At 30.1% G+C, this 13,818-nt stretch carries 14 protein-coding genes; 2 read left to right on the top strand and 12 right to left on the bottom strand.

Annotated elements, in window-relative coordinates:
- Positions 1–3: 3 nt before the first annotated feature.
- Together BUB33_RS03865 and BUB33_RS03860 are read right to left on the bottom strand one after the other, a co-directional pair.
- Positions 4–2,265, bottom strand: coding sequence for an EAL domain-containing protein (locus BUB33_RS03865; RefSeq protein ID WP_072973332.1), 2,262 nt, complete (start codon positions 2,263–2,265; stop codon positions 4–6).
- A gap of 34 nt (positions 2,266–2,299) precedes the next feature.
- Positions 2,300–3,328, bottom strand: coding sequence for a threonine aldolase family protein (locus BUB33_RS03860; protein WP_072973330.1), 1,029 nt, complete (start codon positions 3,326–3,328; stop codon positions 2,300–2,302).
- 409 nt (positions 3,329–3,737) lie between these two features.
- Here BUB33_RS03860 and BUB33_RS03855 point away from each other — a divergent pair, with 409 nt between their 5' ends.
- Positions 3,738–4,121 carry a helix-turn-helix domain-containing protein gene (locus BUB33_RS03855; RefSeq protein WP_072973328.1) on the top strand — a complete coding sequence of 128 codons (384 nt, stop codon included), beginning with the start codon at positions 3,738–3,740 and terminating at the stop codon, positions 4,119–4,121.
- 81 nt (positions 4,122–4,202) lie between these two features.
- On the opposite strand, the gene BUB33_RS16260 is transcribed toward BUB33_RS03855, so the two are convergent.
- The 10 genes from BUB33_RS16260 to BUB33_RS03805 all read right to left on the bottom strand — a co-directional run bounded on the left by BUB33_RS16260 (position 4,203) and on the right by BUB33_RS03805 (position 12,967).
- Positions 4,203–4,316 (bottom strand): helicase-related protein, encoded by a 114-nt coding sequence (locus BUB33_RS16260; RefSeq protein ID WP_279432562.1) that lies wholly within the window; start codon positions 4,314–4,316, stop codon positions 4,203–4,205.
- Between the two features lie 209 nt (positions 4,317–4,525).
- The gene (locus tag BUB33_RS03845; RefSeq protein ID WP_072973326.1) at positions 4,526–5,329 is read right to left on the bottom strand and encodes an ABC transporter ATP-binding protein; all 804 of its coding nucleotides are present in this window, start codon (positions 5,327–5,329) and stop codon (positions 4,526–4,528) included.
- A complete protein-coding gene (locus BUB33_RS03840; RefSeq protein ID WP_072973324.1) occupies positions 5,326–6,342 on the bottom strand; it encodes a FecCD family ABC transporter permease in 1,017 nt (338 codons plus the stop codon). Before BUB33_RS03840 ends, BUB33_RS03845 begins: the two co-directional genes overlap by 4 nt.
- Positions 6,343–6,344: 2 nt before the next feature.
- Positions 6,345–7,502, bottom strand: a complete 1,158-nt coding sequence (locus BUB33_RS03835; RefSeq protein ID WP_084725137.1) for an ABC transporter substrate-binding protein — start codon at positions 7,500–7,502, stop codon at positions 6,345–6,347.
- A complete protein-coding gene (locus BUB33_RS03830) occupies positions 7,499–8,653 on the bottom strand; it encodes a nitrogenase component 1 (protein ID WP_072973322.1) in 1,155 nt (384 codons plus the stop codon). Before BUB33_RS03830 ends, BUB33_RS03835 begins: the two co-directional genes overlap by 4 nt.
- A gap of 2 nt (positions 8,654–8,655) precedes the next feature.
- Positions 8,656–9,915: a nitrogenase component 1 gene (locus tag BUB33_RS03825; RefSeq protein WP_072973320.1), complete on the bottom strand. Its 1,260-nt coding sequence runs from the start codon at positions 9,913–9,915 to the stop codon at positions 8,656–8,658.
- Complete coding sequence (locus BUB33_RS03820; protein WP_234949976.1) at positions 9,896–10,711, bottom strand: nucleotide-binding protein; 816 nt, start codon at positions 10,709–10,711, stop codon at positions 9,896–9,898. Before BUB33_RS03820 ends, BUB33_RS03825 begins: the two co-directional genes overlap by 20 nt.
- Positions 10,666–11,559 (bottom strand): ABC transporter substrate-binding protein, encoded by an 894-nt coding sequence (locus BUB33_RS03815; RefSeq protein WP_072973318.1) that lies wholly within the window; start codon positions 11,557–11,559, stop codon positions 10,666–10,668. The genes BUB33_RS03820 and BUB33_RS03815 overlap by 46 nt, the downstream gene beginning before the upstream one ends.
- Positions 11,540–12,274: an ATP-binding cassette domain-containing protein gene (locus BUB33_RS03810; RefSeq protein WP_072973317.1), complete on the bottom strand. Its 735-nt coding sequence runs from the start codon at positions 12,272–12,274 to the stop codon at positions 11,540–11,542. The genes BUB33_RS03815 and BUB33_RS03810 overlap by 20 nt, the downstream gene beginning before the upstream one ends.
- A gap of 9 nt (positions 12,275–12,283) precedes the next feature.
- Entirely contained in the window at positions 12,284–12,967 is a 684-nt protein-coding gene (locus tag BUB33_RS03805; protein WP_072973311.1) for a GTP-binding protein, read from the bottom strand.
- A 110-nt stretch (positions 12,968–13,077) separates the two neighbouring features.
- Here BUB33_RS03805 and BUB33_RS03800 point away from each other — a divergent pair, with 110 nt between their 5' ends.
- Positions 13,078–13,719, top strand: a complete 642-nt coding sequence (locus BUB33_RS03800; RefSeq protein WP_072973309.1) for a Crp/Fnr family transcriptional regulator — start codon at positions 13,078–13,080, stop codon at positions 13,717–13,719.
- The last annotated feature ends 99 nt before the right edge of the window (positions 13,720–13,818 follow it).

Raw genomic sequence — 13,818 nt, 5'->3', positions numbered from 1 at the left:
GCCCTATATAGGGCTTTTTTCATTTATCATTTTATATATTTTCTCCTTTGATACTGGCTTGCTAAAATAATATCCCTGTGCTGTATCACATTTCATTTCTTTTAATATATGAAGTTGCTCTGTATTCTCTACTCCTTCAGCAGTTACCTTTAATCCTAATTGTTTTGCTAAAACTATTATAGTATTTGAAATCATCTTGTTTTTTTCATTTTTTTCAATATCCCAAATAAATGACCTATCTATTTTAAGCTCGGATACACTCATTTGGTTTAAATAATTGAGACTAGAATAACCTGTGCCAAAATCATCTATAGCAACTGCTATACCAAGGGCTTTTAAGGTATCTAACACTTTCGAAGTATAAGAAATATCTGATATAGCAGTAGTTTCTGTTATCTCTAATGTTAGATTTTTAGGGTTTAATCCCGTTTCCTTTAATATTTTTATTAATTCATCAATAAATTCCTTACGTTGAAACTGCTTAGCTGAAATATTCACAGATACCATTATATCATAACCTAAATCAATCCATTCCTTTCCTTGATTTAAGGCCTCCTTTAATATCCATCCTCCTATTTGAATTATCAATCCCGTTTCTTCTGCTAATGGAATAAATTTATCTGGATATAATAACCCCTTATCTGGATGATTCCATCTTACTAAAGCTTCTAATCCTGTAATTTCACCTGTTGCTATGTCTATTTGAGGTTGATAATGTAATACTAATTGGTTATTTTCCACAGCCTGCCTTAACTGATTTAAGAGCATCATTCTCTCAAGACCCTTAGATTGAATTTCCTTCCCATAAAAATAATAAGAGTTTCCTCCTAATTCTTTAGCCTTATATAAGGCAAGATCAGCATTTTTAATCATAGATTCAGAGTCTAATCCTCCATCAGGATATAATGCTATGCCAATACTTGTAGTTAAATATAGCTCATAATCCTTAATTCTATATGGCTTTTTAAAATCCTTTATTATAGCATCAACCATATTTATTACATCATCATCCTTATTAAGATTCTTCATAAGTATGAAATACTCATCCCCACCTATTCTAGCTACTATATCCTCTTCTTTTACTAGATTACAAAGCCTTGTTCCCAAAAGCTTTAATACATGATCTCCAATATTGTGTCCTAGTGTATCATTAATATGTTTAAATTTATCTAAGTCCAAGAGTAATACTGCAAATAAGTTCTTTTTTTTATGGATTGTTTCAAATACATTGTTTAACTCTTCTATAAAATATATCCTATTAGGAAGAGATGTAACTGAATCATAATAAGCTAAATTATATATTTCTTTCTGATGTATTATGAGTTCTTCATTTGCCATCTCTAATTCGCAAGTTCTTTTTAGCACTTCTTTTTGAAGCTTTTTATTATAAAAATATAAAAATAAAAATATTAAACCTACAACTACTCCTATAAATATGGTTTGCTTCCCATAAATATTATATAATAACATTATTGAAGATATATCTTCACCAAACCATTTCCTATAAATTCTATCATATCTTTTATTTTTCTTAATAGTTTCCAAACCCTTCTCTAATACCCTGAAAAGTTCTTCATTATCTCTACCAACAGCTAGCCCATATTTTACCGTAGAAATAGGCTCTCCCACTACTTTAACTGCTTCTGTCATCTTATTCTTCTGTAAATGATATATTCCAACTAATTTATTTCCCAGTACGGCATCTACTTCTCCATTTTTTAAACTGATTAATGCTTCCTCCTGAGTACCTTTAGGAAATTGTAAAACATTAGGTATTTTAAAAATCAGAGATTCATTGTAATCATTTCTTTGATATGCTACTTTTAATCCCTTTAAATCATTTAGTTCATTTATATGTACAATGTCCTTACCTACAAAAATTACCTGCTCATTAATAATTGTTGGTGAAGTGAATTTATATTTTGATAATCTTTCTTGGTTTTGGGATATTCCTATAATACCTTCAACCTCTTTATTATCTAAGGCTAATATTGCATCATTCCATTCCATTGGTATAATTTCAATATCTAACCCCATTTCATTAGCAATTGCTTTTATTATATCAATATTATATCCCTTATAAGTTCCATTCTCATCAATATATTCATAGGGTGGATGATTATAATCTCCTGCAAATTTAATAGTTTTTAAATTATCTATAGAATAACTGTTTCTGATATTTATAAATAAAATATGAGTGAAAACCAACGCTAATATCATTAACAATACTTTTATATTTTTCTTAGCTCTGAATATAATAATCATCACCCCCCTTATTCATTGGTTCATGCTGACCTGTCTATTCAATTTCTCGTATATTTTTTATGAATTCAATAAAATTATCTATATCATCCTTACTAGTATCAAATGATGTAACCAATCTAATTAAATTTGTTTCTTCATCTATTAAGTAAAAATCAAATTCTTTTTGTAATGAATTTATCAAATCCTTTTTCATATATACAAAGAGCATATTAGTCTCTGGTTTAGACTTTAAAGTAACTCCCGGAATTTCTAATAATCTATCTGCAAAATACTTACCCATATTATTTGCATTGGATGCATTTTCTTTCCATAATTCATTACTTAAATAAGCGACAAATTGTGCAGATACAAATCTCATTTTAGACAATAGCTGCATTCCTTGTTTTCTATAAAATTTAAATCCTTTACTTAAATCCTTATTTAATGAAACTATGGCTTCTCCTATCATCATACCATTCTTTGTTCCTCCAAAGGACAATAAATCTACCCCTGTATCTGTAATCATCTCTTTAAAGGTAGTATTTAGGGCTACAACTGCATTAGCTATTCTTGCTCCATCTACATGCAGCAACATATTATTTTTATGAGCAAAATTAGCTAAATCTTTAATTTCTTTTATTGAATACAAGGTACCAGTTTCAGTAGTTTGAGATATGGAAATTATCCTAGGCTGAGATTGATGCTCATCTCCTAAAGGGTGAAGAAAACCTATTACCTCTTCCTTAGATATCTTTCCATTTTCAGTTGATATCTGCAATATTTTTGAGCCACTAAATTTCTCTAGGGCTCCACATTCATCTACATTTATATGAGCAGTATTGGCACATACCACTGCTTCATAAGGCTTTAATAATCCACTAAGTCCAATAACATTTGCAGCTGTACCAGTAGTTACAAAGTATATATCTGCTTCCACTCCCAATAATTCTCTAATCTTTTCAATGGCTTTCTTTGTTGTAATATCATTGCCATAGGAGTAATCATGACCATTATTAACATTTATTATTGCTTCAATTATATCTGGGTGAACTCCGGAGTTATTATCACTCATAAACATTTTCATATTCCCCCCTAAATTTAACTATCTATAACCCCTTTAATTTTGTCAATTATATACTTTATTATACTATAACTGACAATTAAACTAAATAGGTATATTGGCACATTAGTCCTAAAATCCTAACCCTAAAAATTAATAGAATTATCATACCTAACAAGTATATATTAAATAATTCTTTAAAATAATTTTCTTAAAGTAAGTAAATATTAATGTTAAATAGCATTATTATTAAAATTTAAAAAACTTTAAATTTCTTATAACCATATTTTGGATTTTAATCTTATTTATTTGAATTTTAACATAATTAATTCCATTTTGCAACAGTATTTGACATTAGTATGCATTATCACTCTTTTTGTGTCCTACTATTAGCAGGAATGTTTTTATGTTACCATATTTATGAGGTGATTTTATGACTTTTTCCGAGAGGTTAAGGCTTCTTAGGGAAGAAAACTTTCTAACCCAAGGCGAATTGGCTAAGAAGTTAAATATTAGTAGACAATCTGTTAGTAATTATGAAAACGGCACACGATTTCCAAATGATGTTCAACTTCTTATCAAAATCTCCCAACTTTTTTCTGTTTCTATAGATTATCTTATAGGTACTTCTAATATTCGGTTTTTATTTGTAAACGAACATTTAAAAAATCCCTCCCAGGCTAAAGAACAGACTTCAGATAATTTTTTTGAAAAAAAGGAGGCCATGGAAAAACTTTTTTTTGAACTTGATAATATGTCTTTACAAAATATTAATAAGATTACTAAATGCATTAAAATCTTTAAAGAAGATAATTAATAGAATATCTGAACAACTTTTGTATTTCTAATTTTAATTTATCTTTAAAAAAACTACTCTTTCTTAGTAACTGAATAAAATTCAGACTAAAAAAGAGTAGTTTTTTAACCTGTGAACATAGTACTCCTCATCTTGAGACATATCATAGTTAATAACTAAATATACGTCATCTACATCTATACCTCTTGCTGCCACTTCAGTGGCTATTAAAATATCCTCTTCCTTGTAACTCTTATGTTAATTCATCAAACTTTTTCTTCGTATTACAAAATACTACAGTCAATTTTGGATTGTACATATCTATAAGCCTAGATAAGATTTAGTTTTCATATTCGTTTATTAGTATATATGAAACCTTATTTTGTGTCCATACCTATATACTAACATCAGTCCCCTTGTCATCCTTAAAAACTAACTTCATCACTAAATTTAATAGGAAATATATATGAAAAAGTATTGTTTTCTATTTTAACTTTTTCCAATATAACCTCTACCTCAAATGCTTCTTGCATATTTTTCTCATTAATTACTTTTCTAGTTTCTCCATAATGTTTTTTCCCATTTTTACACAATATTAGGGATTTATCTGCTACTCTTAACGCATGTTCTGGATAATGTGTATTAAGAACACAAGATATATTATGGATCTTTGATAATTTTTTAATAATTTCTAAAATAATTAATTGGTTTTTAAAATCCAGATTAGATTCTGGTTCATCCATGACTAACATTTTAGGCTTTGAAGCAAGTGCTCTTGCTATAAGAACCATTTGTAATTCTCCACCACTCATTCTAGTACAACTTTTATCTCTCAACTTTTGAATACCTACTATTTCTATTACTTCATCAACTATTTCTAAATCTTCTTTTTTAGGCTGTTCCCATAAGTTAATATGGGCTGAACGACCTAGCAAAATCATTTCCTTGGCGGTATATGGTAAAACAGTTGTTTTAGCTTGTGGCACATATCCAATATTTTGCCATATCTGCTTAATAGTTAAATCAAATATACTCCTTCCATCTATAAGAGTTGTACCACTTTTCCATTTTAAAAGTCCCATCATACACTTTAGTAAAGTTGTCTTACCTATCCCATTAGAACCTAAAATAGCTAATACTTCCCCATCTTTAATTGTAAAATTAATATCATTTAATATAGTTTCCTGTTCTAGATATCCATAACATCCATTTCTTACCTCAAAAATCATCTCCATCCGCCTCCAGTTTTACGCAGTAAGTATGCAAAAAAAGGTGCTCCTATTAATGCAGTAAGTATAGATAGTGGAATTTCAGCTGCTATAGCACTTCTCGCTAATGTATCTATAATAATCATATATGTTGAACCTAAACCAATACTTACGGGAATAACTTTTTGATTGTTGCTACCTACTAACATTCTTGCAGTATGTGGAATTAATAAACCAACCCAACCAACTTGTCCACACATAGATACTGTAGAAGCTGTTATAAGTGTTGATGCAACAATTACCAATCCTCTTAAATAGGTAACATTGATTCCCATAGTTTTAGCTTCATCCTCACTAAGTGCTAATATGTTTAGTTTCCATCTTAAAATATATAATATGGTTACACCAACTAATATAAAAGGGGCACCTGTCATCAATGCATTAAATGATATACTTGACATACTTCCCATTAACCAGTAAGTAATCGCTGGCAACTTAGTTTCTGGATCTGCTACATATTTAATAAGAGAAATCAATGCTTGAAAAAACGCAGATGTTACCATCCCTGCAAGTACTATCATTAAATTTGTACTTATACCTTTTATCTTACTAATGGCATGGGTTAACCCTACTGCAATAATTCCAAATATAAGTGCAATAATTTGAACAAGAAACATATTAGATGTTAACAATAAACCTAAGGCCGCACCAAATGCAGCCCCTGCAGCAACACCTAAAGTATCAGGTGTTGCTAGAGGGTTACTAAATAACCCTTGAAAAGCAGCACCCGATACTGCAAGTCCCATACCTACCAACATAGATAGGAAAATTCTAGGTAATCTAATTTTCCATACAACTGATAAATCAATATCCTCCACTATTTCTGGAAATCCTAGAAATTGATTAGTCAACACATCTATTACTTGTTTAGGTTCTACCATATATCTACCTATACATAGAGCAACAAACCCTACTACTATCGGCATCAATATTAGAAATACCCTTAAACGCCTTTTTATGTTTCCTTTCCCCATTTTTAAACTCCTTTAGCTGCTTCTCTACTAGGCATAAAGATTTTTTCTATTTCTTTAATATCAAGATCCATCTCATAAAACTCATTATAATATTTTCTTACTTCTTCATATATGTCCATATCCTCAAATAATTTTGGATAATTTTTTTGTGCAAGCCATTTAAGCATTAGTGGCGTATCTGATGATGGTGGATACCATCTATACATACCTAATGGGATTTTATAAACTTCTTTGTCTTGCACTGCTTTTACACCACTCCAATCATGTCCTTCAATAATATTATTATAAAAATCTTCTGGCATGTAGCTAGTAAAGTTTGTTAAATATATTTTATCTGGATTCCAAGTATATATTTGTTCCATATTCACTTCTTTAATGCCTTCTATTTCTTCTGCTAAATTAATGGCTCCTGTTTGATTTAACCAAAAATCACCGAAGTGACCTTTGCCTGCCACCATTAGCTTACCTTCACCATATTTAAAAATTATAAGGGCTCTTACTTTTTCATCTTCTTTAATCTCATTGACAACGGTTTGTACTTGTTCTAATACTTCATATCCTTCATTCATAATTGTTTCTGCTCTGTCTTCTTTATCAAATATTTGACCTAATAATTTAAGCCACGCTCCTACAGATTCAATAGCATTTCCATCTCCTTTAGGATTAGCAACAAATTGAACATATGGTATGTTTGCCTTTGTAACCATTTCATATTCCGCTGCATTTGAACCCAATACAATATCTGGTTTTAATTTTAATAATTCTTCTACATTCATTTCTCCATTTTGAATAAAGCTTGTTTCTACATCTTTTATTTCCGGAGCAATTTTAGGCAATAAAGAATATACTGCCGCACTTTTAGATGCTGGATGTATTCCCACTAACTTTTCTGCTGAACCTTGAAATAAACAGTACACAGATGGCAATGGCCATAATGAACTGATAACTACTCTATCTATTTTATCAGGTAAAACAATTTCATGCCCCACCTGATCAGTAATTACCCTTCCTTCTACCTTATCATCTTTTCCCTGCTTTACTTGAGTTGTCTGATTTTCATCCATAGTTGAATCTATTTTCTTATTTTCACATCCTACAAAAATACTCATAATCATGCACAAGCTCAATATTATAGCAAATATATTCTTAAGTTTTTTCATATTATCTCCTCCTCTTCCTTAAATAATCTATATACTTTATTTGATATAACTTCTGAATTTTTATTAAAGCAAATTTTACTTGAAACGGCAACATGAGGTAATTCTATATATTTCACATTATCATTAGATAATAAGCCCTTAATTAAAGGATCCCCTATAATGGTGGTATATTTCTGTTGTCCCAATAATTTTATTAAATGCATTTCATTCTCAATAAAAATATCATTTTTTTGAGCAATTTCTTTGTCTAACATAAAAAAGGTTGCTACATCTATAGTTTCTTGATTATATTCTTGCTGCAATAGCTCTCTTAAACTGTTGCTTAGTACCTGTTCACCTATAATTAAAACTTTCTGTTTATTTGTATACATATTAAAAAATTTCATTGGCTGATTACCTTTTAAAAGATTCAAAAGTTTCATTTCACCTGTTTCTCCTACTGGTAGACCTACTATATATGGCATGTCGAATTTTTTCTTTAAGTATCTTGCCAATTCTAAACCACTTACTGATACAACTACGTTTATTTCAGCTTTTGTTGTATTTTTTATTTCTTCAAAGCTACATCCCATACTCCAACAAGCGTTAATACTATATCCATTGGATATAAAAAATTGCTTTAAATCTTGTACATTGGAATTAATAGAGAAGTCTAAAGGTGTAGCCCCTAATAAATTAACACTTTTATTAATGGTTTCTTTTTTTTCTTTTAAAAATCTTTTAGCAATTTCCATATAAGCCTTCTGAATACCTATATCATAATATTGTAAGCCTTTAGTATTAAAACCTATTGTTAGTATTTTAGTTTCATTTTCTATTTCTTTTGCTATCCCTATTAAGTCACTACCTATAATCATTGGGACTGGACTTCCTAATACCGCTATAAATTTAGGCTTTAAATCTTCTGCTGCTTTTTTTACTTTATTAACAAGTTTTTCATCATTTCCTAAGATAGCATCGATTTCTCTAAGCCCTGAACAAAAAACAAGTCTCTGATTTTCATACCACCTTGGCTCATCATACCCTGTATAATTACCTGTACATCCAGATGCATCATGAATAATACTCATTCCTTCAAATTCATACAAAGCCGAACATACTCCAGAATAATCTGGGGCTAAAGGGGGCAGTTTTATACATAATTTATTCATTTTTACACCACCAGTCCATAGTTCTCAATCATCCTTTTTAAATCTTTAGGATTTAAATATGCTTCTTCTATCTTATCCATAAGCTGACATATTCCATGAAATCCAAACATGGTCTCATCATATACTAAATCAACTACTTTATCTGTCCCTGACATATATCCTGCATTATAACCAATAGCTATTTCACTAGAATCTTTTATTTTTTCTCTCTTTATCATCAAATGATGCTGTGCAGGATAAATATTCAAATGTGGTGCATTGCCCAAAAGCCAATGATAAGAATTTTCTTCATGCTTAGGCAACTCATCTGCATAAATAGTAACTACATTAAATCCATAATTTATTAATGCCTTTGTTAGATTATATGGTTTGCATACAGAAGAAGTATCAACTGAAATAGGTGTATCTCCTACTAACTCTTTTGTTTTATTTATCTTGTTCAAAGCACTAGATTCATAAGAACTTAAATCTATATTTATATTTGGATTTATCATAAGTCTAAGTAGTTGATAATACTCTTTAATTGTTTCTATTTCATAACTTACAGGTGTAAAACAAAACTCTATTTTATTGTTTTCTTCCATATCCTTAGCTGCTAATAAACCCTCTGGTCTTAAAACCATATTGTATTGACTCTCTCCCATAGTTTGAAAATCTTCATAGCTTGTAAACTGACTAATATGCTTTGTCTTTTGAATACCTAGTTGATTTAATATGTCAAACAATTCACACTCTGGTGCTACAGGTATAAAGTTACCAATAAAATTTAAAATCCCATTAGATTTAGCTTCACCTTTAATTAATGCATACATATTCCTCTGAATACACACTGGAGGCGGATTCTTTGAACCAATAGTAATAGGATTCATATGTAAAACTTGAAAGTCTATATGATATCTTTCTTTCAAACGCTCCAATAAAGAAGTATGGTCTGTACCTAGTAAATCATCTAAGCAACTTACGCCTATAAAAATAACCTTTGGTGCATACTCAATAGCTTCTAATACTTGACCAATACTCTCTTCTATGAGATTTTCATAACTTCCTGAAACAATATCCGCTTCATCTATAAATAAATATGAAATTCGGTCTTTAGTTCCTTGTTGTAATGCTCCCAAAGCTCCATGCCTACCACATGCAAAGGGACATACAAAAAGCTGATAACTTTCTGGAACCAACATTCCTACTCTTACAATACCCCATCCTCCATGAGCTGGAGAACAATAATGGACAGTATCCTGATTACATAGCTTCTGATTCATCTTTAACCGCCTCCATCATTTTTACAGCAAGTTCTCTATAATGTTTTGCAATATCCGATTGGGGGAAAGCTTGAACAACTGTTTTTCCCTGTACTTCTGCCCTTTGAACATACCCATCACGGGGAATTTTTTTGATTACGACTGTGTCCATTTCTGAAACTGCCTTATTTACAATTTCATCCTCATTTTCTATATTCCTAGCATTTAAAATCACTCCCCCTAACTTTGCATATCCTCTATTCCCAAAGTTTTTAATTGCTCTCACAATATTACTTGCCGCATAAAGAGCCATCATTTCACCTGAAGATACAATAAATACATAATCTGCATATCCACCTCTAATAGGCATTGCAAAACCACCGCATACAACATCCCCCAGCACATCATAAATTACAATGTCTGGCTTATATACTTCATACGCATTAAGTTCTTCTAGCTTTTCAAAAGCTGTAATGATTCCTCTACCTGCACAACCAATTCCCGGAGTAGGCCCACCAGCTTCTACACACAATGCCCCTTTATATCCTTCCACTACCAAATCTTCTAATGCTATATTGTTTCCCTTTTCTTTAATCGTATCAAGCACTGTTTTGATTTCTTTACCTTCTAGTAAATTTTTTGTCGAATCTGCCTTAGGATCACAACCAATTTGCATCACCTTATACCCCTGTTCAATAAGTGCTACCGTTAAATTAGATGTAGTCGTTGATTTACCAATACCGCCTTTACCATAAATAGCTATTTTTATCACTACTGATCTCTTCCTTTCTCTTGTTGTTCTCTTATAAATTGCCATGAAGGATAAACTATTTGTTTTTCATATTTTTGGAACTTCCTTATAGTATGAGTATCCTTTATGCAAGGAATAACTCCTGTTTGTCTACTTATTTGTTCAATAAACTCTGTATTGATTATTCTATTAAATAGTTGATACAATTTATCTTTGTTGGCTTCCTTTTTTATTATTACAAATGATGGTATAACTATGGCACCTTCCTTAGGCCATATAATTTCTATTTTATCTATGCCATCCCTCATAGCAAAAATAGTCGGAACAAATCCTATTTTACTTTTTCCATCTACTACATTTTTAAAAGCACCTATGGGCATTGATGTTGTATTTGACCAATGTAACAACTTTTCACTTTTTTCTTTCCCATATAAATATTCCACAGTTGCTAAAAGTATTTTCCCCGCTGAATTTAACATTCCTCCAAAACTAATCTGCCCCTCATAAGTATCATCTTCTAATATTTCTCTAATAGATTTGGGAATATTATCTACCCTTTCCTTGTTTGCAATCATAACCATAGGTATATATAACATTGGCTGAAACTTTTCTTGATAAGAAACATGGACTAGCTCTTTTCTAAATCCCCATGGCTTATAATCTTGTAATAAATCCTGTTTGTTTAATAACCCCTCCTTATTGCGAAATATTTCAAAATCCGTTGAAATGATAACATCTGGTAAACTATCATTTTTTATATCTCTCTGTATTTTTGTAAACAATTCGGTTTCTTTACCTAAGCCAAAAAATTCAAATTGAAACTCTTTTTCCAGATTACATTCTTTCAACTTTTCTTCTATATATGATTTTTCAAACCTAGAAATTAAACATATATTATTCCAATAAACTTTCATCTATTATCTTTCCTTTTCTAATATTTTCAGTAATTTGCTCTAACCTTACTTCTAAACTCTGTAGCCTTTTAAGAACTTTGATTTCATCTGTTTCCCTTTTTAGACATTGATACATTCCGCCATCCCTCATTACAATACGATACTCTCCCAGAAGGGCTAAACTTGGATTATGAGTAATTATAATAACTAACTTATTTTTTGCTTGGAGCATTTGGATAGCTTTTGACTTATTAATGCCTGCATTTTCTATTTCATCTATCAAAATAATTGATGCTTCCTTATTTAATATAATGTCTGCAATCATTAATGCCCTAGTTTGTCCACCACTTAATTTTGTCATAATGTTACTTTCTTTAATTCCATCACCAGTTAATTGATTTGCTATTTTTATAACTTCTTTATAATATTTAGCAGGTTTATTTTGACACTGGAAACGAATTTCAAAAAACTCTTTTACAGAATAATCTGCTACAAAAGTCATATGTTGACTTAGATGAGCAATAGCACTTTCTAAATTAATAGGATGCTTAGAACTTACTATCCTTTGTGTTATAGAATCTCCTTGGCTAAAAGAAGCTATATCTTCAATCAATTGACTCTTTCCTGAACCTGTATTACCTACAACTGTATAAGTTCGTCCAAAATCTAGCTTTATCCATATTTCATCTTTTTTATTTTTACTTTTACCCTTTTTAATTTCAATAAAATTTCTCATTTTTTTCTCCTAATAACTTATTTTATTCACAATGCCCTGCTCAAATTCAGCTCCTATACGTGTTTCTCCAGCACAATAAGAACACGTAGCACAAGGCATTTGATGTTTTAGCATACTTCCTTCAAGATTCTCCAATTGATTAGATTTTAAAACTTCCTTTCTTAATACTTGCTTACCATATCCACTAACACCATTCATCTCTATAATATTTGCATTACTGTTTAATTGTTTTATATTATATTTCAACACATCCTTTTCGCATCTAGAAATCATATCCCATTTATTAATCACAACAATATCCGCAGTTGTTAGCATAGGTCCTAATTTTTTTGGTGCTTGAAAACTAGAAAAAGCATCAACTAAACATATATTAAGTGTATTATTTAAAAAAGGAGCACAACGATTACAAAGACCTGCTGTTTCAATAATTAAAACATCACTATTATTTTGCTTACCATATTTAAAAATCTCTAAAAAATTGGTTGCTAAAAAATGATCCGGACAAATATCTTGACTAAGACCACTTATAGCATGTACTCCTAATTTTTTATAAACTTCCTCATCTTGCGTAGTCAAACAATCAATTTTCACTACACTTATTTCTATGTTCTTCTCCTTCAAGCTTTCAATTAGCCTTGAGGCAATAGCGGTTTTACCACTTGCTGTAGGTCCTCCTATTATTACTAAATGCACGAAAATCCCCCTTGATTTTATATTTATTTTAGTATATTATAAATGATAATGATAATGATAATCTATATCATTTGATACAAATTATCATTATTTTGAAAGGAAATGATATCTTGCTTAACAATTGTGTTCTTTTTAAAGGATTGGAACCCGCATATATTCAACAATTACTTGATTGTGTTCAATCAGCTACTAAAATTTATGGTTGCGGAGAACTTATTTGGACTCCTTTTGAATCTAATTCAAAGATAGGAATTATCTTAAAAGGCAAAGTCACTGTATATGCAAATCTTTATTGTGGTAATGAAATTATAATCAATCAACTATGCAATAATGATATTATCGGTCTTAGTTGTCCATGGAGTGGAAATAAAGTATTTCCTGCTTTTATTAAAACAAATTGTGAATGTACTATACTTTTTCTAACTCAACAATCTCTTTTAAAGCTTTTTGAGTTAGATTGTACTATTTTTAATAACTTCATGGTTTATATAAGCAGTCGCTTACGCTATTTGATCAGTAAAATTGAGTTGCTTGCTATATCTAATACAAAAGAAAGATTATTATGTTTTATATGTCAACAAATTAAACATAAAGAAGATAGGATAAAACTTAATAAATCTAAACTTATTAATCAATTATCCATAAGTCATGCTTCTCTATATAGAGCTTTAAACCAACTTGAAAACGAACAATACATAAAAAAACATTCAGATGGAAGTATTAGTTTAAAACTAGATTTGAATAATAGATAAAAGTATGGAATAAAAAAGCATATTAAAAAATATCTTTCAATAGATATTTGGCTCCTAGTGTAAATATTAATGTGAAAATGGTTGACATTTACAAATGCA

Origin of the sequence: Tissierella praeacuta DSM 18095, from assembly GCF_900128955.1 — a bacterium.
GTDB lineage: Bacteria > Bacillota > Clostridia > Tissierellales > Tissierellaceae > Tissierella > Tissierella praeacuta.
The sequence above is the reverse complement of the archived record's forward strand: the minus strand, read 5'-3'. Positions and strand labels throughout refer to the sequence as shown.

Bases quoted from the DNA above. Each gene is read 5' to 3' on its own strand.
- BUB33_RS03865 (WP_072973332.1), bottom strand. From the start codon at position 2,265: ATGATTATTATATTCAGAGCTAAGAAAAATATAAAAGTATTGTTAATG.
- BUB33_RS03860 (WP_072973330.1), bottom strand. From the start codon at position 3,328: ATGAAAATGTTTATGAGTGATAATAACTCCGGAGTTCACCCAGATATA.
- BUB33_RS03855 (WP_072973328.1), top strand. From the start codon at position 3,738: ATGACTTTTTCCGAGAGGTTAAGGCTTCTTAGGGAAGAAAACTTTCTA.
- BUB33_RS03845 (WP_072973326.1), bottom strand. From the start codon at position 5,329: ATGATTTTTGAGGTAAGAAATGGATGTTATGGATATCTAGAACAGGAA.
- BUB33_RS03840 (WP_072973324.1), bottom strand. From the start codon at position 6,342: ATGGGGAAAGGAAACATAAAAAGGCGTTTAAGGGTATTTCTAATATTG.
- BUB33_RS03835 (WP_084725137.1), bottom strand. From the start codon at position 7,502: ATGAAAAAACTTAAGAATATATTTGCTATAATATTGAGCTTGTGCATG.
- BUB33_RS03830 (WP_072973322.1), bottom strand. From the start codon at position 8,653: ATGAATAAATTATGTATAAAACTGCCCCCTTTAGCCCCAGATTATTCT.
- BUB33_RS03825 (WP_072973320.1), bottom strand. From the start codon at position 9,915: ATGAATCAGAAGCTATGTAATCAGGATACTGTCCATTATTGTTCTCCA.
- BUB33_RS03820 (WP_234949976.1), bottom strand. From the start codon at position 10,711: ATGGCAATTTATAAGAGAACAACAAGAGAAAGGAAGAGATCAGTAGTG.
- BUB33_RS03815 (WP_072973318.1), bottom strand. From the start codon at position 11,559: ATGAAAGTTTATTGGAATAATATATGTTTAATTTCTAGGTTTGAAAAA.
- BUB33_RS03810 (WP_072973317.1), bottom strand. From the start codon at position 12,274: ATGAGAAATTTTATTGAAATTAAAAAGGGTAAAAGTAAAAATAAAAAA.